The organism is Candidatus Cybelea sp., assembly GCA_036489315.1.
In the GTDB taxonomy this organism is placed as follows: Bacteria; Vulcanimicrobiota; Vulcanimicrobiia; order Vulcanimicrobiales; family Vulcanimicrobiaceae; genus Cybelea.
The window spans coordinates 1-19,728 of record DASXFZ010000019.1; the positions used below are offsets into that span (position 1 = coordinate 1).

At 62.9% G+C, this 19,728-nt stretch carries 24 protein-coding genes; 19 read left to right on the forward strand and 5 right to left on the reverse strand.

What is annotated here, in order from left to right; genetic code table 11:
• The 3 genes from VGG51_04770 to hypA all read right to left on the reverse strand — a co-directional run.
• Positions 1–387: hypothetical protein (locus VGG51_04770; protein ID HEY1882335.1), on the reverse strand; the 387-nt coding region annotated here is incomplete at its 3' end.
• Positions 388–397: 10 nt separating this feature from the next.
• Positions 398–1,069 carry a hydrogenase nickel incorporation protein HypB gene (gene hypB / locus VGG51_04775; GenBank protein ID HEY1882336.1) on the reverse strand — a complete coding sequence of 224 codons (672 nt, stop codon included), beginning with the start codon at positions 1,067–1,069 and terminating at the stop codon, positions 398–400.
• 5 nt (positions 1,070–1,074) lie between these two features.
• Entirely contained in the window at positions 1,075–1,422 is a 348-nt protein-coding gene (gene hypA / locus VGG51_04780; GenBank protein ID HEY1882337.1) for a hydrogenase maturation nickel metallochaperone HypA, read from the reverse strand.
• A gap of 306 nt (positions 1,423–1,728) precedes the next feature.
• Between hypA and VGG51_04785 the strand changes: the two genes are divergently transcribed.
• From VGG51_04785 to hypF, 16 genes are read left to right on the forward strand one after another with little or no spacing between them, the layout of a single operon-like run.
• Positions 1,729–2,745, forward strand: a complete 1,017-nt coding sequence (locus VGG51_04785) for a hypothetical protein (protein ID HEY1882338.1) — start codon at positions 1,729–1,731, stop codon at positions 2,743–2,745.
• Positions 2,746–2,760: 15 nt separating this feature from the next.
• Positions 2,761–4,551, forward strand: a complete 1,791-nt coding sequence (locus tag VGG51_04790; GenBank protein HEY1882339.1) for a nickel-dependent hydrogenase large subunit — start codon at positions 2,761–2,763, stop codon at positions 4,549–4,551.
• Between the two features lie 11 nt (positions 4,552–4,562).
• Positions 4,563–5,075, forward strand: coding sequence for a NifU family protein (locus VGG51_04795; protein ID HEY1882340.1), 513 nt, complete (start codon positions 4,563–4,565; stop codon positions 5,073–5,075).
• Positions 5,072–5,689: a DUF5947 family protein gene (locus VGG51_04800; protein HEY1882341.1), complete on the forward strand. Its 618-nt coding sequence runs from the start codon at positions 5,072–5,074 to the stop codon at positions 5,687–5,689. Before VGG51_04795 ends, VGG51_04800 begins: the two co-directional genes overlap by 4 nt.
• Positions 5,686–6,324, forward strand: coding sequence for a DUF6084 family protein (locus VGG51_04805; protein ID HEY1882342.1), 639 nt, complete (start codon positions 5,686–5,688; stop codon positions 6,322–6,324). The genes VGG51_04800 and VGG51_04805 overlap by 4 nt, the downstream gene beginning before the upstream one ends.
• Positions 6,321–7,601 carry a hypothetical protein gene (locus VGG51_04810; GenBank protein ID HEY1882343.1) on the forward strand — a complete coding sequence of 427 codons (1,281 nt, stop codon included), beginning with the start codon at positions 6,321–6,323 and terminating at the stop codon, positions 7,599–7,601. Before VGG51_04805 ends, VGG51_04810 begins: the two co-directional genes overlap by 4 nt.
• Positions 7,598–8,095 carry a hydrogenase maturation protease gene (locus VGG51_04815; protein HEY1882344.1) on the forward strand — a complete coding sequence of 166 codons (498 nt, stop codon included), beginning with the start codon at positions 7,598–7,600 and terminating at the stop codon, positions 8,093–8,095. The genes VGG51_04810 and VGG51_04815 overlap by 4 nt, the downstream gene beginning before the upstream one ends.
• Entirely contained in the window at positions 8,080–8,337 is a 258-nt protein-coding gene (locus VGG51_04820) for a hypothetical protein (protein HEY1882345.1), read from the forward strand. Before VGG51_04815 ends, VGG51_04820 begins: the two co-directional genes overlap by 16 nt.
• Positions 8,338–8,340: 3 nt before the next feature.
• Positions 8,341–8,874 carry a YceI family protein gene (locus tag VGG51_04825; protein ID HEY1882346.1) on the forward strand — a complete coding sequence of 178 codons (534 nt, stop codon included), beginning with the start codon at positions 8,341–8,343 and terminating at the stop codon, positions 8,872–8,874.
• A gap of 35 nt (positions 8,875–8,909) precedes the next feature.
• Positions 8,910–9,449 carry a YceI family protein gene (locus VGG51_04830; protein ID HEY1882347.1) on the forward strand — a complete coding sequence of 180 codons (540 nt, stop codon included), beginning with the start codon at positions 8,910–8,912 and terminating at the stop codon, positions 9,447–9,449.
• A gap of 12 nt (positions 9,450–9,461) precedes the next feature.
• Positions 9,462–9,740 (forward strand): HypC/HybG/HupF family hydrogenase formation chaperone, encoded by a 279-nt coding sequence (gene hypC, locus VGG51_04835; GenBank protein ID HEY1882348.1) that lies wholly within the window; start codon positions 9,462–9,464, stop codon positions 9,738–9,740.
• A gap of 15 nt (positions 9,741–9,755) precedes the next feature.
• The gene (gene hypD, locus VGG51_04840) at positions 9,756–10,868 is read left to right on the forward strand and encodes a hydrogenase formation protein HypD (protein ID HEY1882349.1); all 1,113 of its coding nucleotides are present in this window, start codon (positions 9,756–9,758) and stop codon (positions 10,866–10,868) included.
• Between the two features lie 4 nt (positions 10,869–10,872).
• Complete coding sequence (gene hypE, locus VGG51_04845) at positions 10,873–11,925, forward strand: hydrogenase expression/formation protein HypE (protein HEY1882350.1); 1,053 nt, start codon at positions 10,873–10,875, stop codon at positions 11,923–11,925.
• Entirely contained in the window at positions 11,919–13,115 is a 1,197-nt protein-coding gene (locus tag VGG51_04850) for an SIS domain-containing protein (GenBank protein ID HEY1882351.1), read from the forward strand. Before hypE ends, VGG51_04850 begins: the two co-directional genes overlap by 7 nt.
• Positions 13,105–13,344, forward strand: coding sequence for a Uxx-star family glutaredoxin-like (seleno)protein (locus VGG51_04855; GenBank protein HEY1882352.1), 240 nt, complete (start codon positions 13,105–13,107; stop codon positions 13,342–13,344). The genes VGG51_04850 and VGG51_04855 overlap by 11 nt, the downstream gene beginning before the upstream one ends.
• Positions 13,341–15,596, forward strand: coding sequence for a carbamoyltransferase HypF (hypF, locus tag VGG51_04860; protein HEY1882353.1), 2,256 nt, complete (start codon positions 13,341–13,343; stop codon positions 15,594–15,596). Before VGG51_04855 ends, hypF begins: the two co-directional genes overlap by 4 nt.
• On the opposite strand, the gene VGG51_04865 is transcribed toward hypF, so the two are convergent.
• Positions 15,578–16,432, reverse strand: a complete 855-nt coding sequence (locus VGG51_04865) for a formate/nitrite transporter family protein (GenBank protein ID HEY1882354.1) — start codon at positions 16,430–16,432, stop codon at positions 15,578–15,580. The two genes, hypF and VGG51_04865, sit on opposite strands and share 19 nt — an antisense overlap.
• A gap of 54 nt (positions 16,433–16,486) precedes the next feature.
• Between VGG51_04865 and VGG51_04870 the strand changes: the two genes are divergently transcribed.
• The gene (locus VGG51_04870; GenBank protein ID HEY1882355.1) at positions 16,487–17,071 is read left to right on the forward strand and encodes a phage holin family protein; all 585 of its coding nucleotides are present in this window, start codon (positions 16,487–16,489) and stop codon (positions 17,069–17,071) included.
• 103 nt (positions 17,072–17,174) lie between these two features.
• A complete protein-coding gene (locus VGG51_04875) occupies positions 17,175–18,572 on the forward strand; it encodes an alkaline phosphatase family protein (GenBank protein HEY1882356.1) in 1,398 nt (465 codons plus the stop codon).
• 26 nt (positions 18,573–18,598) lie between these two features.
• On the opposite strand, the gene VGG51_04880 is transcribed toward VGG51_04875, so the two are convergent.
• Complete coding sequence (locus tag VGG51_04880; protein ID HEY1882357.1) at positions 18,599–19,033, reverse strand: hypothetical protein; 435 nt, start codon at positions 19,031–19,033, stop codon at positions 18,599–18,601.
• A gap of 193 nt (positions 19,034–19,226) precedes the next feature.
• Between VGG51_04880 and VGG51_04885 the strand changes: the two genes are divergently transcribed.
• Entirely contained in the window at positions 19,227–19,646 is a 420-nt protein-coding gene (locus tag VGG51_04885; protein HEY1882358.1) for a carboxypeptidase-like regulatory domain-containing protein, read from the forward strand.
• Positions 19,647–19,728: the final 82 nt, after the last annotated feature.

A 19,728-nucleotide genomic window follows, 5' to 3' on the forward strand; every position in this document is an offset into this window, starting at 1 on the left:
GCCCACGAGTGCGAGGACGTTTGCCTGCGATGCGAGCGCATCGGCATTCGCCAAAATCAATAGCGCGCGCTCTTGCCGCAGCTTCCAGCATTCGAGCAGAGTACGGCTCCAGGCCGCGTCGTCGGCTTCGGTCACGTGGAGGAAGAGACGCTCCCGCGCAAAGGCACCTCCGGCGGCCGATTCCTCCGCAAGCGCCGACATCATCCGGCCCGCGAAATCGCTCATACTCAAGACCGGGGCACAATCGCAGATCGCGTGGCGTTCGAAGCGGCGCGCCAACGCCGCCGCGAAGTTCGTCTTTCCGTACCCCGGAGGCGCACAAAGCCGGATCAAAGATGGCTCGGCCGCGCCGAGCCGCGCGAGAAGACGCCGGCGCGCTGGAATCATCGCCCTGCCGTCACCGCGCCGTAGGGAGCGCTTTTGCGGAAATGCGCTCTTCGAGCAGCGCGAACCAGGCGTCCATACCGAGGCCGGAGCGCGCCGACAGTTCCAGGATCCGAGCTTGCGGATTGACTTGACCGATGCTCGCCGTCGCGGCGGCGCGGTCGTACCCGACCGGTTCGGCGATGTCGACCTTCGTGATCAGGACGACCTGCGACGAGTTGAACGCCAGCGGGTACTTCAACGGCTTGTCCTCGCCTTCGGTCACGGAGAACAGAACGACGCGCAGGTCTTCGCCCAAATCATACTCGGCGGGGCAGATGAGGTTGCCGACGTTTTCGATCAGGAGAAGGTCGAAGCGGCGGTCGCGCCAACCGTCGAGTCCCTTCGCGATCATATCCGCATCGAGACGACATTCTGCTCCGGTTGTGATCTGGCGGACGTGGACCTCCGCGGTCGAGAGGCGAGCGGCGTCGTTTTCGGTGGCTTGATCCCCGACCAGCACGCCGATTGAGTACCGCCCGGCGAGCCGCTGCAGCGTCTTCTCGAGAAGCGTCGTCTTCCCCGATCCGGGACTCGAAAGCAGGTTGACGACGAGCGTTGCGCTCCGGGCAAAGCGGTCGCGCAGCCGGCCCGCGATCGCGTCGTTCTTGAGCATGAGATTCCCGGCGATCTCGACGACTCGCATCTTGCTCACGCAGGAACCTCCACCGAAACGAGATCCATTTCCCGCCCGCGCACGATTTGCGGCGAAATTGTCGCGCACTGCGGGCAGAGAAGTCCGGTCCCGGGCAGCGGCGCGCGTTCGCCGCCGCAGAGCCGGCAGTAGATCACCAGAGGAACCTCTTCGACGCGCAGTTCGCTGCCTTCACAGATCGTTTGCGCCGTGACGACGTCCCAAGAGAAAAGCAGCGCGTCGCGCACGACGCCGCTTAGCGCACCGACCCGGACATTGACCCGGTAAACGCGGTCGATCCCCTGCTCGGCGGCCGTCGACTGGATGCCCTCCAAGAGGCTTAAAGCCACTGAAACCTCATGCATGCATGTACCATACCCGCAGTGCCCGCGTTTTGGAAGGGCGTGCGGGCAACGCCGCCGCGAACTTGTGGAAAAAGGCCGGGCGAGAGACTGCTTTGTAACAGATAGGTAACGCCCCTCCAGTCGCGGCAGCCCGACGGCACGTGAGGCCATTCCGCTATGCCCGAATTCAACGCGCACGGACGCAGCGACACGTCTAAAAATCCGCCCGCCGGTAACGGCGTGGTAACCGGATTTGGGTATTGTAATTCGAAATTTTTTTCACTAGCGTAGATGGTCTAGAGGATTCCCGACGCGAGGGTAAATTGCATGTCCGATACGGTTGTCAACGTACTTTGGATTCCTGCCGGCCTCGGTTGCGACGGCGATTCCGTCGCCCTCACCGGCGCGATGCAGCCGAGCATCGAGGAGATTGCACTCGGCGCCCTGCCGGGGCTTCCCGGCGTCAAGTTTCACTGGCCGCTCATCGAGTACAGCCTCGGCGGCTCCGAGTTTCTGCAGGCGTTTTTCCAAGCCGAACGCGGCGAGCTCGATCCCTTCGTGCTCGTGCTCGAAGGCTCAATCGCAAACGAGGAGATCAAGAAAGAAGGCTACTTCACCGGATTCGGCAACGCGCCGGGAACCGACCAGCCGATCACGTTTAGCGGCTGGATCGACCGGCTCTCACCGAAGGCGTGGGCCGTGCTCGCCGTCGGGACCTGCGCGACGTACGGCGGCATCCACGCGATGGCCGGAAACCCGACCGGCGCGATGGGGGTACTCGACTACCTGGGCTGGGACTGGAAGTCTAGCGCCGGCCTACCGATCGTCTGCGTACCGGGGTGTCCAATTCAGCCCGACAATCTCTCCGAAACGATTCTCTATTTACTTTGGCAGGCGGCCGGCCGCGCGCCGATGATTCCGCTCGACGAAGCCGGACGTCCAACATGGCTCTTCGGCAACACCGTCCACGAGGGGTGCGATCGCGCCGGTTACTACGAGCAGGGCGAGTTCGCGACCGAGTACGATTCGCCGAAGTGTCTAGTCAAGCTCGGCTGCTGGGGGCCGGTCGTCAAGTGCAACGTTCCCAAGCGCGGATGGATGGGCGGCGTCGGAGGCTGCCCGAACGTCGGCGGCATCTGCATCGGATGTACGATGCCGGGCTTTCCGGATAAATTCATGCCGTTCATGGACGAGCCTCCGGGCGGAAAGATCTCTTCGACGATCAGCACCGCGACCGGTACGGTCGTTAAGGCTCTGCGTAACTTCACGACCTCGACCCTCGACAAAGAACCAAGCTGGCGTCACAAAGGCAAGACGCTGACGACGGGATACACGAAAGGCTGAAGGAGCGAACGAATCATGGCGATCAAAGACCTACCGGGCACCGCTAGCGAGACCCAGCCGTCGCGGCTCGTCGAGATGTCGTGGGATCCGATCACGCGCATCGTCGGCAGCCTCGGAATCTACACGAAGATCGATTTTCAGAAGAAGATCGTCGCCGAGTGTCACGCGACGTCGTCGATTTTCCGCGGCTACAGCATCTTCATGCGCGGGAAGGATCCGCGGGACGCGCACTTTATAACCTCGCGCATCTGCGGAATTTGCGGCGATAACCACTGCGTCTGTTCGGTGTACGCGCAGAACATGGCATTCGGCGTCCGGCCGCCGGCGATGGGCGAGTGGATCATGAACCTCGGCGAAGCCGCCGAGTACATGTTCGACCACAATATCTTCCAAGAGAATCTCGTCGGCGTCGACTACTGCGAAAAAATGGTCCGCGAGACGAACCCGAGCGTCTGGGAGAAAGCGAAGAAGACGCAAGCCCCCAACGCCGGTATTCACGGCTACAAGACCATCGCCGACATCATGACCTCACTCAACCCGTTTACCGGCGAGTTCTACCGGCAAGCACTCCAGATCAGCCGCTACACCCGCGAGATGTTCTGCCTGATGGAGGGGCGGCACGTTCACCCGTCGACGCTCTACGCCGGCGGCACCGGAACGGTGGCGACGCAGCAGCTCTTCACCGACTACTATTCGCGCCTGATGCGCTACATCGAGTACATGAAGGTCTGCGTGCCGCTGCACGACGATCTGTTCGACTTCTGGTACGATGCCTTGCCGGGCTACGAGCACAATGGCGAGCGGCGGATTCTTCTCGGCTGCTGGGGTGCGTTCCAGGATCCCGATTACTGCGACTTTCAGTACAAAAACATGACGAACTGGGGCCGGAAGATGTTCGTCACGCCGGGCGTCATCGTCGACGGTAAACTCGTTACCAACGACTTGGTGCAGATCAATCTTGCGATCCGGATTCTACTCGGCCACTCGTATTACGACGACTGGGAGAGCGAGGAGATCTTCGTCCCCAACGATCCGCTCGGGAATCCCGTCGACCGGCGCCATCCGTGGAACATGCATACCTTGCCGACGCCGAAGAAGCGCGACTTTGCCAATAAGTACAGTTGGGTGATGTCGCCGCGCTGGTTCGACGGAAAGGATTACCTCGCGCTCGACACCGGCGGCGGCCCCATCGCGCGCCTGTGGTCGACGGCGCTCTCGGGCCTGGTAGATATGGGCGGTTACATCAAGGCCACGGGAACGAGCGTGCAGATCAATCTTCCAAAGAGCGCGCTGAGCGGCCCGGTTTCGTTCGAGTGGAAGATACCGAAATGGTCGAACACGCTCGAGCGCAACCGCGCCCGCACGTACTTCCAGGCCTACGGCGCCGCAGCGGCACTCTTCTTTCTCGATAAGGCCTTCGAGGAACTCAACGCGGGCCGCACGCGCTCCTGGGAGCCGTTCACCGTTCCGAAGGAGGGGATCGGCTGCGGCTTCACCGAGGCGGTGCGCGGCGTGCTCTCGCACCACATGGTGATCCGCGAAGGCAAGATCGCAAACTATCACCCCTGGCCGCCGACGCCGTGGAACGGCAACCCGCGCGATATCTACGGAACCCCGGGCCCCTACGAAGACGCCGTGCAGAATACGCCGATCTTCGAAGAGAACGGGCCGGAAAACTTCAAGGGAATCGACATCATGCGCGCCGTGCGCAGCTTCGACCCGTGCCTTCCGTGTGGGGTGCACATGTACTTGGGCGACGGTAAAACGATCGAGACCGTTCACTCACCGCTCGCGCCGTTTGGTTAGAAGGGATCGACGTGAGCTCTGCGGTCGTCGCGATGGCAGCGAGGCTCGAAGAGCTGCTTGCCGGCTTCAAATCGGGGGATCGGCCGGAAGCAGCACGCGAGCGAGCGGAGGAGCTCGTCCGTACGGTCGTCACACTTTACGGGAGCGGTTTAGAGCGTTTGCTCTCGATCGTGCATTCTGAACTTGGTGACCGTTCGGACGAGCTCTTCACGGCGCTCTGCGAAGACAAGCTGGTCGAGGGACTCCTCTGTCTTCACGGCCTGCATCCCCTCTCGTTGGAAGATCGCATCGACGAAGCGATGCAGTCCGTATTGCCGTACATCAAATCGCACAACGGCAATATGGAGCTCTCGCGGATCGAAGGCGACGTCGTATACCTCCGGCTGGAGGGCAGCTGCGAGGGCTGCCCGGGCTCGTCGGCGACCCTGAAAGAGGCCGTCGAACGAGCGATCCTCGGGCGAGCTCCCGAGATCCGCGAAGTGAGAGCCGAGGAGATGACGCTTCGCATCCTCGCGCCCGCGTGAACGGACTCGAGCGCATGCTGCGCAAGCCGCCGCCCCCGGGCGAGCGTTGCGATTTCTGTGCGACGGCGCTCACACCAGAACATAGTCACCTGATCGAGCTTGCCGCGCGACGGATTCTCTGCTCGTGCCGGCCGTGCTACATCGTCTTCCAGCCCGAAGGGGCTGCGGCCGGACGATACCGTCCGATTCCCTCGCGCTACGCCGAAGTCTCCGACTTTGAAATCGAAGGTGCAACCTGGGACGCGCTCGCGATTCCGATCGGCTTAGCCTTTTTCTTCTACAATTCGCTTGAGAAGAAGATGCTGGCGTTCTATCCGAGCCCCGCGGGAGCCACCGAATCGCTGCTGCCGCTCGATACGTGGTCGGAGATCGCCGCAGAGCATCCGATGCTCGACTCCGTCCAGCCAGACGTTGAGGCGATCCTGATCCAGCGTACAGGCGGATCGTCGCGGTGCTTCATCGTGCCGATCGACGCTGCATACGAGCTGGTGGGGACGATTCGGAGTACGTGGAAAGGGTTCGACGGCGGTGAAGAAGCCCATCGGTGCATCGAAGAGTACTTCGAAAAGATCGGCGAACGGAGCCGCGGTCGCGTGACCGCCCCGACGTCATGACCGCGCTTTCGTTCGAGGTTACCGGAGCGCGGGTCGATCGCTACGCCGCGTCTCCCGCAATACTCCTTCGCGTGGCCGTCAGCGAGGCGAGCGGGGCAAAGATCGATGCGATCCTTCTGCGCGCCCAGCTGCGGCTGGAGGTGGCGCGGCGGCGTTATTTACCGCAGGAGAGTGCGTTGTTGACCGAGCTGTTCGGCGAGCCGGCGCGTTACGGCGAAACGTTGCGGCCGATGCTCTGGACGCACGCTTCGGCGCTGCTGCCGTCGTTCGAGCACCAAGCAGAATTCGATCTGTCCGTCCCGTGCAGCTACGATTTTGAAGTCGCCGCCAATAAATATCTCGCGTCTCTGCAGGACGGCGTGATTCCGGTAAACCTGCTCTTCAGCGGTACCGTTCTGGTGGAAGGCTCTGCCGGAGTCAGCGCCGAGCTGGTTCCATGGAGCTGCGAGGCGAGCTATCCCCTCGCGGTGAGCGTGTGGCGCGAAGCGATGGACGCCTTCTTTCCGAATGCTGCGTGGATTCGCGTAAGCCGGGACGTTTTCGACGAGTTGCGGCGATTCAAAATAGCAACGGGCCTGCCCACGTGGGAGGCCGCCTTCGAGCGGCTCTGCGAGCTGGCCAGAGCACGGCGATGAATCCGCTCGAGCCGGCGCTGGCCGTCGCTAATGCCGTCCTATACGAAGGGTACATTCTGTTTCCGTATACGGCGTCGGCGAAGAAGAATCGGATCAGGTGGCAGTTCGGAGTCGTCGTTCCCGAAGCATACACCGCCTTAGGAACCGGCGAACCGTCCGCATCGCAAACGGAGGTCCTCTTGGAGGCGCGAGAGGGCGCGCGAGTCACGGTGGTGGTGCGTTTCCTGCAGGTCGAAACGCGCTGGACGCAGGTTCCGGCGGGCACAGAGTTCGAGACCGTCGAGTCCGTCGAGATCGACGGCCAGCGATTCCTCAGCTTCGACGAGGGTGTCGAGCGGGAGATCGAGCTGCGGGTCGATCCATTCGGCCCGATGACCGCCGCACCGATCGCGTTCCCGTCGGAAGAGCGGGTCGAGCCGTTGCGCGACACCGCAGGAGCACTCGCGGCCCGAGTGGTGCGCCGTCGATGGCCTTTGCACGGCAGCGTTACGGTCGAATGCGAGCTCGTCGCGGGCGATCACGCGTTGCGAAGACTCCGTGTTTGCGTGGCGAACCAATCGGCGGTTGTGCCGGGAGAGCGCAGCTCCGCGCTCCGGACGGCGTTCGTTTCGACCCACGCTTTGCTCTACGCCGAAGGCGGCCGCTTTCTCTCGGTGCTCGATCCTCCGCCGGAGGCACAACTCGAAACCCCGGCGTTGCGTAATCGCCATACGTGGCCGGTGCTCGTCGGCGAGGAAACCGCCGATGCGCAGCGTTCGCCGCTCGTGCTTTCTTCCCCGATTATCCTATACGACTTTCCGGCGGTCGCGCCGCAGAGCCAGGGAGACACCTTCGACGCAACCGAGATCGACGAACTGATGATGCTCAGCGTCCGCAGCCTTTCGGATGACGAACGCGAGGAGGCGCGCGCTACCGATCCCCGGGCTCGGGCGATCGTCGAACGCGCAGAACGCTTCGGCCCCGAAGAGCTTACCGATCTGCACGGCGTCTTGGACGTGCCTTCGATGGACTGCGTCTTCGTGCAGGGCGAGAAGATCGCCAAAGGCTCGATCGTGCGGCTTCATCCCAAGCGGCGCGCCGACGTCTGGGACGAGTTCCTCGAGGGTAAAACGGCGACGGTGCGCGCGATCCATCAGGACGTCGAAAATCAAATGTACGTCGCCGTCACCGTCGACGACGATCCCGCTAGCGACCTGCACGATTGGTACGGGCGTTCGCTCTTCTTTTATCCTGACGAGGTCGAGCCGGTCTCGATGGTCTCCGAGCGTTCGTCGTGAAGATACTCGTCGCGGGAATCGGCAACATCTTCTTCGGTGACGACGGCTTCGGCCCGGAAGTTGCTCGAGTGCTCTCCGCCGATCGATTTCCCGGGGTACGGATCGAAGACTATGGGATTCGCGGCCTTCACTTGGCATTCGAGCTGGCCTCGGGTTACGATCGGGCTTTTTTGATCGACGCAGTTCCTCGCGGCGGTCTCCCAGGGACGCTCTACGTGATCGAACCGACCTCGCCCGCTCCCGGGGCGCCTCCGGATGCGCACCGCATGGATCTCGGGAACGTCTTTGCATTTCTGCGCGTGATCGGCGCGGAGGCACCCCCGATCACCCTCGTCGGCTGCGAGCCCTCGGAGATCGACGAAGGGATCGGGCTGTCGCAGCCGGTTCGCGATACGCTCGCGCCCGCTGCGCAGCTCGTACGGCGCTTGCTCAGCGACGCGCTAGCCGCAGGGCCACGCGGCGAGAAAGAGAGTAGGGTATGGTCAGAGGCATAATCGTCGGCGCGCTCGCATTTGCAGCGGCATTTGCCGTGGAACGCGTTCTCGCCGGGATGAAAGAAGATCTCGCGCGGTACGACGCAATACGCAAGATGTCGGGCGAAGAACCGCTCGCCAAGGAACTTCTCGCAACGATCGGTTCGCTCGTTACCGGATCCGTGCAGAAGAGCGCCGTCACGTCGTTCGTAACCTCGCTGAGCAACGATGCCGTCCGTTACGCGAAGATGAAGGGCATGTAGCGGATGCAGGCGGAGGCGGAAGCCGCGGTGCGCTACGACGTTTCGCCAGCCGATTCGTCGCTGGTCGTGCTGGCTCGCTCGACCCTCCACCAGGTCCGCGCGAGCACGTCGGCGCTCGGCGGCTTCGTGGTGGCGAACTGGAGCCCAGACGATACCCTGGCGACCTCGCCGCCGCCGAGCATGCACGTGGAGTTTCCGCTCGATTCCGTGCTCTCCGGGAACGCGATGCAGGACCGCGAGATGCTCAAGACAGCCGATGCCCGGCGCTTTCCGAAGGTCGCGGCCGATCTCCGCAGCATCGAGTTGGTAGCCCTGCCGGCCCGTTACAGAGCGACCGGAGACATCACGCTGGCGGGCCGCTCTCGCAGCTACGGCGGGGAGTTCACGATCGCCCGGGCCGGGGAAAGCGTCACCGTCGAAGGCGAGATCAACCTCGACATCCGCGATTTCGGCCTCAAACCGCCCAGCTTGCTGATCCTCAAGGTCGATCCCGTCCTGAGGCTTCGGCTTCGGCTCGTGGCGAGGAGGGCCCAGTGATCGTCATAGAAGATCGGCGTAAAGGTCTACCTCAGATGGAAACTATGCCGGAAGAGCTAAGCTGCGAACGCTTCGAGGTTTCGAGCGCGGACTCGTCATTGACGTTTTTTGCGACGTCGACGCTTTTTCCAGTGTACGGAAAAGCGACGGAGATCGGCGGATTCGTCGAAGCCGCTTGGAATGAAAACGGGACGCTCTCGACTCATCCGGTGCCTAGAATGCACGTGGAACTCAAGGTCGAGGGTCTAAAAACCGGCAACGAACTGCAGGATCGGGAGATGTGGAAGCTGATCGACAGCAAGCGCTTCCCGAAGATCGTTGCGGAATTGCGCGAGTTGAGCAGCGGCGCGCTGCCGGGACGCTACAACGCCGCCGGGCAGATCACGCTGGCCGGTCTCGCGCGCCGGTACGAAGGCGAGCTCTTACCTGCGCACGACGCCGATGACCTCCGAATCGGCGGCGAGATCAACGTCGACGTCCGCGACTTCGGGCTGAAGTCGATGAATCTGCTCGTGCTCAGCGTGGAGCCGTTGGTTCGCGTCCGGCTGCGCCTGGTTGCGAAGCGCGTCTGGTAGGAATAAACGATTGTGTGTTTAGCGATACCTGGGCAAATCGTCGAGTTTTCCACCGAGCAGGCGGGCCTTGCGAAGGTCGACGTCGCGGGCGTCAAGCGCAACGTCAACGTCAGCCTCCTGCAGGACGAAGGCGTGGCCTGCGGCGACTGGGTCCTGATTCACGTCGGGTTCGCGATGAGTAAGATCGAGGAATCACAGGCGAAGGACCAACTGCGCATGCTCTCGGCCCTGGGCGAAGACGAAATGGCGATGGACGAGATCCGAGGATACAGCTTTGCCGAACGCGAGTGAAGGCGGCACGAGCGGATGAAGTACGTCGACGAGTTTCGCGATCCGCAGCTGATTGCAAACGTGTCGCGCGAGATCGCGCGTCTGGCCGGCGCGGGCCGGCACTATCGGATCATGGAGGTCTGCGGCGGCCACACGCACGCGATCTACCGGCACGGTCTCAAGAACCTTCTGCCGCCCAACGTCGAGCTGATCCACGGGCCCGGATGTCCCGTCTGCGTCTTACCGATGGGGCGTGTCGACGACGGACTCTCCATCGCGCAGCAGCGCGACGTCATCATGACGGCGTTCGGCGACATGATGCGCGTGCCGGGCACGCGCGGGACGCCCCTCGAACACAAGGCTCGCGGCGTCGATATTCGCATGGTCTATTCACCGCTGGACGCGCTGCGAATCGCGCAGTCGACGCCCGAGAAGCACGTCGTCTTCTTTGCAATCGGATTCGAGACGACGGCGCCCTCGACGGCCTTGACGCTCGCGCGCGCACGCGCGCTCGGCATTAAGAACTTTTCGGTCTTCTGCAATCACGTCACGATCGTTCCGGCGATACGCGCGATTTTGGACTCGCCCGACATGCGGCTTGACGCGTTCGTCGGTCCGGGCCACGTTTCGACGGTCACCGGCTGCCGCCCGTACGAGTTCATCGCGCGCGACTACGGCAAACCGGTCGTCATCTCGGGCTTCGAGCCGCTCGATATCCTCGAGTCGATCCTGATGATCTTGCGGCAGCTTCGCAGCGGGGAGGCACGCGTCGAGAACCAATATCGCCGCATCGTTCCCTGGGAGGGAAATCTGCCGGCCTTACAAGCGATCGGCGAAGCATTCGAGCTTCGGCCATACTTCGAATGGCGCGGACTCGGCTTCATCTCGCAATCGGCGCTCAAAGTTTCGAGCGCGTTCGCTGCGTGGGACGCGGAGGTGCAGTTCGAGGTCCCCGGCATTCGCGTGACCGATCCGAAAGCGGCGCAGTGCGGCGAGGTTCTCAAAGGCGTTCTGAAGCCGCCGCAATGCAAGCTCTTCGGTAAAGAGTGCAATCCGGAGCATCCAGTCGGAGCGCTGATGGTTTCGAGCGAAGGCGCTTGCGCCGCCTACTATCGCTACGTGCACCTGAGCGAATCGGTGCCGGCCTAGCGCGATGGAGACCGTCGAGCGCGACGTACCGCGCGTACGGTTCAACGACGCCCAGATCGAGATGGCGCACGGCGCCGGCGGAAAAGCCTCGCGGCGGCTCGTCGAAGGGCTCTTCGTCCCGCTGCTCGCGAACCCGATTTTAGCGACGCTCTCCGATTCTGCGCTCTCCGATTTCAAGGGATCGAAGCTAGCGACGACGGCCGACGGTTATGTCGTCAAGCCGCTGCGCTTTCCCGGCGGTTCGATCGGTGAACTTGCGGTCAACGGAACGGTCAACGATTTAGCCGTGGCCGGCGCCGTGCGTCCGCTCGGGCTCATGGCTTCGTTTATTTTGGAGGCCGGATTGCCGGGAGAGGCGCTGCGCGCGGAGGTCGAGGCCATGGCTGACGCCGCGGCGCGCGCAGGCGTGAGCATCGTGGGCGGAGATACGAAGGTGGTCGAACATGGCTTTGCCGACGGGATGTATATCGCGACGTTCGGGTTCGGCGAAGTCGACGCGCGGGCAAACCTGGGGCCCAAGCGTATCCGCGAAGGTGACCGCGTCCTACTTTCCGGCCCGATCGGCGACCATGGCATCACGATTCTGCTCGCGCGCGGCGAGCTCGACCTCGAAGCCGATCTCGCCTCCGACACTCGGTCCGTCGCCCCGTTCGTCGAGGCGCTGCTCGATGCCATTGCGGAAGATCTGCATTGGATGCGCGATCCGACCCGCGGCGGCGTCGCCACCGCGCTCAACGAACTCGTCGCCGCGACGGAACTGGGCATCACGCTCTTCGAAGAGGCAATTCCGCTGCGAGACGAGGTTCGCGGCGCATGTGAGATTCTTGGGCTCGATCCGCTTCACATTGCCAACGAAGGCCAGATCCTCGCGGTCGTCTCCGCCGATTCTGTGGATGGCGCGCTCGGCGCGATGCGGTCGGTAGCCGGCGGCGAGCACGCCGTGTGTATCGGCGAGGTTCGCGCGAAGCCGGCGCGCGCCGTCCTGGCCGTAACGGCCTATGGCGGCAGCCGCCTCATCGACATGCTCGTCGGCGATCCGCTGCCGCGGATATGCTGACCAGCCGGCAGCCGGCGTTGGCGCTCGAGCGGTTTATCGCCGATCGCTTTGCGCAGCGCAGCGCAGTGGGCGACGCTTTCTTTCCAGCGCAGGCCCATCCGCTCGCACAAGCCTGCCGAGGCATGTTCGAACGCTTCGAACGCGGCGGCCGGCTATTGGCCTTCGGGCGCGGCGCGTACGCCACCGATGCACAGCACGTCTCGGTCGAGTTCGTCCATCCGGTGATCGTCGGGAAACGCGCGCTCCCTGCCGCGGATCTCAGCTTGGCCTTTGCGCCGTGGGTCGAGGCGGTTCTGCAGCCGGAGGACATCGTGATGGGATTCGGACCGCCGGGCGGCGATCCGGAGGTACGCGATGTTCTCGCGCGGGCGCGCGACCGCGGCGCGATGACCTTCGCGCTTCCGGGGGAGAACGCGGACTACGGCGTCGCGGCACCGAGCGCCGATCCTCATATCCACCAAGAGATGATCGAGATACTCTGTCACACGCTCTACGAGACGGTACACGTGTTCTTCGAGCACAATGAGATGGGCCACGACGTCGGCGCGGCGGGATTTCTCTACCCATTCTTGGGCGAATCTTCGGGTTCGCGAGATGCGCTCGTCGGCGAAGTGGCGGGCTCGATTTTGATGAAGGCGCGCGACGCGCGAAGCCTGCGCGAAGCGGTGCTGGCGACGCAGGCGGGCGCGATCGCCGCCGCGACGATAGCCGTCGCTGCGGAGCTGCGGGCCGGCGGCAAGCTGATCCTCTTCGGAAACGGCGGCTCCGCCACCGACGCGACGGACTGGGCACTCGACTGCGTGCTGCCTGAGGGCAATTCCCCGCCGATTGCGGCAATCTCGCTCTCGCTCGAACCGGCGATCCTGACGGCGGTTGCCAACGACGTCGGCGTCGAGGTCGTGTTTTTGCGTCAGCTCGTGGCTCAGGCTCGCCCCCACGACGTGGCGGTTGCGCTCTCGACGAGCGGCGGCTCGAAAAACATCGTGGCCGCCTTGGAGGAGGCGCGCAAACGCGGCATGCTGACGATCGCTCTGCTCGGATACGACGGCGGCGAGGTCGTTCGCCGAGGCCTCGCCGATATTCCGATCGTCGTGCACTCGGATTATATTCCGCGCATCCAAGAAGTGCAGGGAACGATCTATCACGTCATCCGCGAGGCCTTGGACTTGCTGGAGAGACATGCCGCTTGAGCTGTACGGCACGCGCGCGTGTCCGTACACGGCGGAGATGCGCTCCGAACTCGAGTGGGAAGGCAGGCCATTCGTCGAGTACGACGTTGAAGCGGATGCGGCGGCGCGCGAGCGGCTCTTCTCGCTCGTCGAGGGCGCGGTCCGCGTTCCCGTACTCGTCGATGAAGGACGGATCGTGCAGGTCGGCTGGAAAGGCCAAGGCTGCTACGTAACCGTTCAACGCTCGTGAAAACATCGCCGGCGATAGCGCAAGAAGCACGCCGCCTGCACATCTCCGGTATCGTTCAAGGCGTCGGCTTCCGGCCATTCGTCTATCGGCTCGCCCACGCTCACGCGTTGCATGGCTGGGTGCTCAACGGCGCGCGCGGCGTCGAAGTGCACGTCGAAGGGCCGGCCGAGACGCTCGCGCGTTTCGTTGCGGCAATCGCCGTCCAGGCGCCCGTGGCGGCTCGCATCGCGGGAATCGAAGAAGAGCCGGCGGCGGTTGTCGGATTCCCTGACTTCGTTATTCGGGAAAGCAGCAAAGGGACCCGGCCGACGGTTCGCGTCTCGCCGGACTTGCCGGTCTGCTCCGATTGCCTTCGAGAGATGTTCGATCCAGGCGATCGTCGCTTTGCCTACCCTTATATCAACTGCACGAACTGCGGCCCGCGCTACAGCATCATACTTGCGCTGCCCTACGACCGTCCGCTCACCACGATGCGAAGCTGGCCGATGTGTGATTTTTGCGCGGCCGAATATCACGATCCGGGCAATCGCCGCTTCCACGCTCAGCCGGTTGCGTGTCCACAGTGCGGCCCCGCCTACTTCTTGCAGAGTCAAGGCCACAGCGTTTCGCGCAGCGATGCGATCTCTAGAGCGGCCGAACTCCTTACCGCCGGAGCGATTCTCGCGATCAAAGGCTTGGGCGGCTATCACCTTTCCTGCGACGCGCGAAGGCCCGATGCAATTCGCAAGCTGCGCGAACGGAAGTATCGCAAGGAACGTCCCTTCGCCTTGATGGTTGCGGACCTCGAGGCTGCACGAGCTCTGGCGCAGCTATCGCCGCAGCACGAGGAGTTGCTGCACTCCGTGACGAGGCCGATCGTTTTGGCCCCGGCAAGGAGTCAGCTCAAGGGCGTCGCTCCGCAGAACCGCGAGCTCGGCATCATGCTTGCCTACACGCCGCTGCAGCATCTCCTCTTTGCCGCCGGGGCGCCGGAAGCGCTGGTGATGACCAGCGCGAACCGCTCGAGCGAGCCGATCGCCTACGTCGACGCCGAGGCGCTCGAGTCCCTCGACGGCATTGCCGACGCCTTCTTGATCGGAGAGCGCGAGATCGCGCGTCGCGTAGACGATTCGGTCGCGGGCTTCGGACCCTATGGCCCCACGGTGGTGCGCCACGCGCGCGGCTGCGCGCCCCAGGCGATTGCCCGCGTGCCGGCGCGGCGCCCGATGCTCTGCCTCGGCGCCGATCTCAAAAATGCGATCACGCTGGTCGTCGACGGCCAGGCGTTCGCGAGCCAGCACATTGGAGATCTCGAGCACTTCGGAGCGTTTACGGCGTTTAAAGAGACGGTCACCGATTTGTGCGCGATGTACGAGGTGCGCGGTAGCGACCTGCTCGTCGTGCACGACGCACACCCGCAGTACGCGTCGACGCAGTACGCGCACACGCTCGAAGGGGAGCACTGTGCCGTGCAGCATCATCGGGCTCACCTGGCGAGCGTTCTTACCGAGCGCGAAGCATTCGATACCGCGGTAACCGGAATCGCTTTCGACGGTACGGGATACGGCGATGATGGAACCATTTGGGGAGGCGAGATCTTTACCGGGAGCGTTCGCGACGGATTCGCCCGCACGATCTGGCTGCGCGAAGCGGCGCTTCCCGGCGGAGACGCCGCGGCTCGCCACCCGGTCCAGGCGGCGGCCGGATTTCTGAGCGCGATCGACGATCTCCCCGACCTCACCGCGGCGCCCTTCGACTTTCCGCAGCGGTACGCGAAGGCGCGGCGTATCGCTCGCAGCGGCGTGCGAACGTTCGTGACGACGTCGGTCGGACGGCTCTTCGATACGGTCGCCGCACTCGTCGGCTTCACGCGCGAGATTACGTTTGAAGCGCAGGCGGCGATGTGGCTCGAGCACCTCGCCTGGTCCGCGAGTAACGACGATGCGTATCCCTTCCCGTTAATCGACAATCGGCTCGATTACGCGCCGCTGCTCGCCGCGATCGTTGCCGATCGCCTGCGCGAGCGCGCACCGGCCGAGATCGCGCGAGCCTTTCACCATGCGGTTGCCGGTGCGATCGTAACCGCCGCTGCGGAGCTGAGAAAGAGCAAAATCGTCGCCTCCGGAGGCGTCTTTGCGAACGCGCTGCTCGTGGCGCTGCTTGCGGAGCGCCTGGGCGACCGGCTCTGGCTCAATCAACGGGTCCCGGCCAACGACGGCGGTATAAGCTTGGGCCAAGCGGGGCTCGCGGCGGCCTATTCCGGTGCGACCTGACCGTAGTTGAGCAGAGCAACGAGAAGAATGCCGCCGATCGCATTGCCGATAAAGGCCGGCACGAGAAAGTTGAAAAGATAAGCGGCGACTGGTACCGCTCCCCCCGCGACGCCGTAAAGTGCCTCAACCGATCCCGCGACGACATGGCTGAATCCGCCGACGCCGACGACGTACGTGATGAGCACGATTACCCAAAGCTTTTGGGTGTCGGCAACCGGGAGCAGCCAGACCATGAGGGCGATGAGCCAGCCGGCAAAGACCCCGCGCACGAGCACGCCCCAGAAACCCGGCGCCACACTCTCTCGGGCAAGCTGTTCGAACGCCGCGCCGACGTGCTGCGGAAAGATCGCCGAGTGGGCAATCAGATATCCAAAGATCGCCGCGCCAACGAGGTTAGCCACAAGTACTATTAGCCAGAGGCGAAGCACCTTGATCAGGGTCTTGCCTTTCTCTGAGCTGTCGAGCAGCGGCAGGATCGCGGTGACGGTGTTCTCTGTGAAAAGCTGCTGGCGTCCGAGCACGACGATAACAAAACCAACCGTGTAGCCGAGGTTCTCGACGAGGGCTCGCCAGGGCGCGTCGGGCAAATAGGCTCGCAGCAGGCCCGTCACGACCAAGGAGAACCCCATCGAAAGTCCGGCAGCAAGGCCGGAAAATGCAAGCGAAAGGGATGGCCGGCTGAGTTCGACGTCACCTTCGCGCCGGACGGATTCAAAAACAACTGCAGCCCGAAGTCCGGTCCGTCTCCGTACCTCGTCTTCCTCGGATCGAGTCAGCTGTACGGTCTCGCCGCGATCTGCCGATTTTGCGCGCGGCGAGCCCTTACTGCCCGGCATACCTATAGCGTACCCGTTTGTTTGAGGAGCGTATCCCACGGGAAATTTGAAGAAATGCTCCTCGAAGAAGCGACCACGCGCCCCTACGAACTCCGCGCGCAAAGCGCGAAAGTTCTCCTCGGCAGGCTCTACCGCGACGTCTCCGACCTGGTTGCCGAAGAAGTGGAACTGGCAAAGCTGGAGATCCACGAGCGCGGCGGCCGTGCGCTGCAAGCTATGCGCAGTCTGGGCATATCGCTCGCCTGCGCAATCGTTGGAATGGCCAGCCTCGCAGCCTGCGCCGTTGCAGCGCTGTCGTTCGTCGTGCCCCTCTGGCTCGCGGCGTTGATCGTTGGCGTCGGGTTTTCCGTCGCAGCGCTTGCACTCTCGGCCGCGTCGCGAAAAGCATTCGCCGCAGCCGCCGAACCGTTGCGCTCCAAGGTCGGCGAAGTAATTGGTGCGCCGCGCGGTACGGCGACCGAAGAAGAGCTGCGTTTGCGGATCGAGACGACGAGACGCCACCTCGATCAGACGCTCCGCGCTCTCGAACACAAGAGCGACTTGGTCGGGCCACTGCGCGACACCGCGCTCGGATTGGGCTCGCTCGGAATCGCCGTAAGCTCGATCGTCCGCGGCGCGAGCGAACAAACGAAACGCTGACTGAAATATCCTAGAGCGACATAGGATCAAGGGCCCAGGGACTGGGCCCTTCGATTCAATTTTCGCATCGAAGCGCGGGCGATACGGGCTCGCAGGCCTGTAGGTGCGAACCTTGGATCAGGCGATCATTCTTAGGAGATTACCGTTGAGCCTCCGCTTCCACTCTAGCTCAGCCGCGCTTTTCGCTATCGTTTTAAGCGCGTGCAGTCAAGGCAGCCCGTCATTTGAAAGCGCTATTCCGAACGCGCATCCAGGAGGACATCAGGCCTCCCCGACTTCGGGTCAACCGATCTCGCACGTCATTATCGTGATCCAAGAGAATCGCAGCTTCGACAACCTATTTGCAACCTTTCCCGGCGCCAACGGAGCGAAGAAAGGGCTGATAAAGGACGGTAAATACGTCAAGCTGCGCATGAAGGCCCTGGAAAGCAACATGGTGCTCGACAACAGCTGGCCGGCTTTTGTGGAGGATTTCGACGGCGGTAAAATGGACGGCTTCAATTTGGTTTGGGTCAACGAGCATAAGTGCACGTGCGCGTACCAGTACGTCAACCCGAATCAAATCAAACCGTACTGGTCGATGGCCCAACAATATGTGTTGGCCGACCACATGTTCCCAACACAGGCGAGCGGCAGTTTTACCGCGCACCAAGACTTGATCCGCGGGGGAACCGAGCTTAACTCGTACGAGACGCTCATCGACTTTCCCAGCGACGGGCCGTGGGGATGCGACGCGCCCAAAGGCGTCACCACCTCGCTGCTGACCAGTTCCGATAAGTACGAGTACCTTCAAGGCCCCTACCCGTGCTTTACCTACGAAACGCTTCGCGATCTGCTGGATGCCAAGAGCGTCTCGTGGAAGTACTATACGCCGGCGATCCACGTCCATGGCGGCGATCTTTGGAACGCCTTCGACGCGATTTCGCAAGTCCGCAACGGCCCGGAATGGACGACGAACATTTCGTCGCCGGAGACGAATATCTTCAACGACATCAGCTCGAACGCGCTTCCGGCGGTCTCGTGGGTCGTTCCCGACGGCCAAAACTCCGATCACCCCGCCCAAGGGCTATGGGGAATTCACAAAGATACCGGACCGTCGTGGGTCGCGCAGGTCGTCAACGCCGTCGGGCAGAGCTCGTATTGGAACTCGACCGCGATCGTCGTCGTTTGGGACGACTGGGGCGGCTTCTACGATCACGTCGCGCCGCCGCAGCTCGATTACACCGGCCTCGGTTTCCGGGTTCCGATGATCGTCGTCTCGCCGTACGCCAAACCCGGCTACGTATCGCACACCCAGTACGAGTTCGCCAGCATCCTTAAGTTCGTCGAAGACGACTTCGGACTCGGGAGTCTCGGTACGACCGATACGCGGGCAACCAGCATCGGCGACGTCTTTAACTTCAAGCAGAAGCCGAGAAAGTTCGCGCCGATTCCCGCTGCGTACCCAAAGTCGTACTTCATGCACGAACGGCCTTCCAATATGCCCGTCGATACCAACTAACAATCGAGATCCGGCGATCCCGCGCGCTACGGCGTCTTCGTCTCCTTGCTCGAAACTTTGACAAGCCGGCCGCCTTCGAAGTGGTAGCCTGAATCGAGAAATTCGGCCGGGTGACGCGAAGCGCTCTCCTTTTGATCCTTCAGGGTGACGAGGTGAAGCGTTCCATTGCTGAAGTAGCTGCGCACGAGCGTCGTATCGGTCTTGAAAGAGCCGAGCAGCTCCGGCGGCGCGCACGGCGGGGTCGTCGTTAAGCGGTAGATCACCAGCGACTGGATTCCCGTCGAGCCGTTGAGGCTAAGAGGGATCAGCGCCAACGTCGTGTTGCCGACCTGGCCGGCGGCAACGCGGCCCACCCCGGCCACGTAGACGAGATCGGCAGTCTTTGGATTAGACGAAAGCGTCTTTGCCCAGTCGATGCTTTTGTTGGCGGAGCACTGGTCGGCCAGAGCTCGAGCGCTCAATGACATCGCGCTCGCCAAGAGGCACGCAGCAACCAAAAGGCTTCTGAACTTCATAGGTATCGGGCTGTTCGGCTCCTCGTGACGGCGCTACTCCTCGCGCGAGCCACGGCTTTCGGCTAGATTGGCCGCCAGTTGCGCGCAGAGGTTAGCAGCACAAGGAGGCGCCACTTGGCTTCGATAATGCCACGCCCTCGTGTGGTATCGCTGCTTTCTTGCAATCTCGACATTCTTCGCACTCGCAGCCTGCAACGGAACTACAACGCCGTTTTCACCGGCGCCGTCGTCCCCCGGCCTTTCGGGCGTCGTTACAAGCGCGGCCGGTCCGGTCGCAGGCTCGCAGGTCACGCTCTACCGGGCCGGTAACGGCGCTCCTCGCTCCGGGGCGAGCGTTCTCGCGCGTGCGACGTCCGACGCGAAGGGAGTTTTTCGGATTAACTACACACTGCCCGGCGACGGCATCGTCTACGCAGTTGCAATCGGCGGCAGAACTGGCGGCCATTCCGCAAACGCCGCCATCGGTTTAATGGCGATCGCCGGCCGAAACGGGCGCTACGCTAGTGTTGTGAGTTATAAGTTCGTTGCAATAACACGAGACTTTTGGTATACTGGATAAGTGAGGAAATCCAGGCAAACCGTTCGTGGCCGACCCAAGCGAGACCTCAATCTTACGCGCGACGAGCGAGAACAACTGGAGC

Bases quoted from the DNA above. Each gene is read 5' to 3' on its own strand.
- VGG51_04790 (HEY1882339.1), top strand. From the start codon at position 2,761: ATGGCGATCAAAGACCTACCGGGCACCGCTAGCGAGACCCAGCCGTCG.
- hypD (HEY1882349.1), top strand. From the start codon at position 9,756: ATGAAGTACGTCGACGAGTTTCGCGATCCGCAGCTGATTGCAAACGTG.
- VGG51_04785 (HEY1882338.1), top strand. From the start codon at position 1,729: ATGTCCGATACGGTTGTCAACGTACTTTGGATTCCTGCCGGCCTCGGT.
- VGG51_04830 (HEY1882347.1), top strand. From the start codon at position 8,910: ATGGAAACTATGCCGGAAGAGCTAAGCTGCGAACGCTTCGAGGTTTCG.
- hypB (HEY1882336.1), bottom strand. From the start codon at position 1,069: ATGCGAGTCGTCGAGATCGCCGGGAATCTCATGCTCAAGAACGACGCG.
- VGG51_04805 (HEY1882342.1), top strand. From the start codon at position 5,686: ATGACCGCGCTTTCGTTCGAGGTTACCGGAGCGCGGGTCGATCGCTAC.
- VGG51_04850 (HEY1882351.1), top strand. From the start codon at position 11,919: ATGCTGACCAGCCGGCAGCCGGCGTTGGCGCTCGAGCGGTTTATCGCC.
- VGG51_04865 (HEY1882354.1), bottom strand. From the start codon at position 16,432: ATGCCGGGCAGTAAGGGCTCGCCGCGCGCAAAATCGGCAGATCGCGGC.
- VGG51_04870 (HEY1882355.1), top strand. From the start codon at position 16,487: ATGCTCCTCGAAGAAGCGACCACGCGCCCCTACGAACTCCGCGCGCAA.
- VGG51_04810 (HEY1882343.1), top strand. From the start codon at position 6,321: ATGAATCCGCTCGAGCCGGCGCTGGCCGTCGCTAATGCCGTCCTATAC.
- VGG51_04820 (HEY1882345.1), top strand. From the start codon at position 8,080: ATGGTCAGAGGCATAATCGTCGGCGCGCTCGCATTTGCAGCGGCATTT.
- hypE (HEY1882350.1), top strand. From the start codon at position 10,873: ATGGAGACCGTCGAGCGCGACGTACCGCGCGTACGGTTCAACGACGCC.
- VGG51_04825 (HEY1882346.1), top strand. From the start codon at position 8,341: ATGCAGGCGGAGGCGGAAGCCGCGGTGCGCTACGACGTTTCGCCAGCC.
- hypA (HEY1882337.1), bottom strand. From the start codon at position 1,422: ATGCATGAGGTTTCAGTGGCTTTAAGCCTCTTGGAGGGCATCCAGTCG.
- VGG51_04855 (HEY1882352.1), top strand. From the start codon at position 13,105: ATGCCGCTTGAGCTGTACGGCACGCGCGCGTGTCCGTACACGGCGGAG.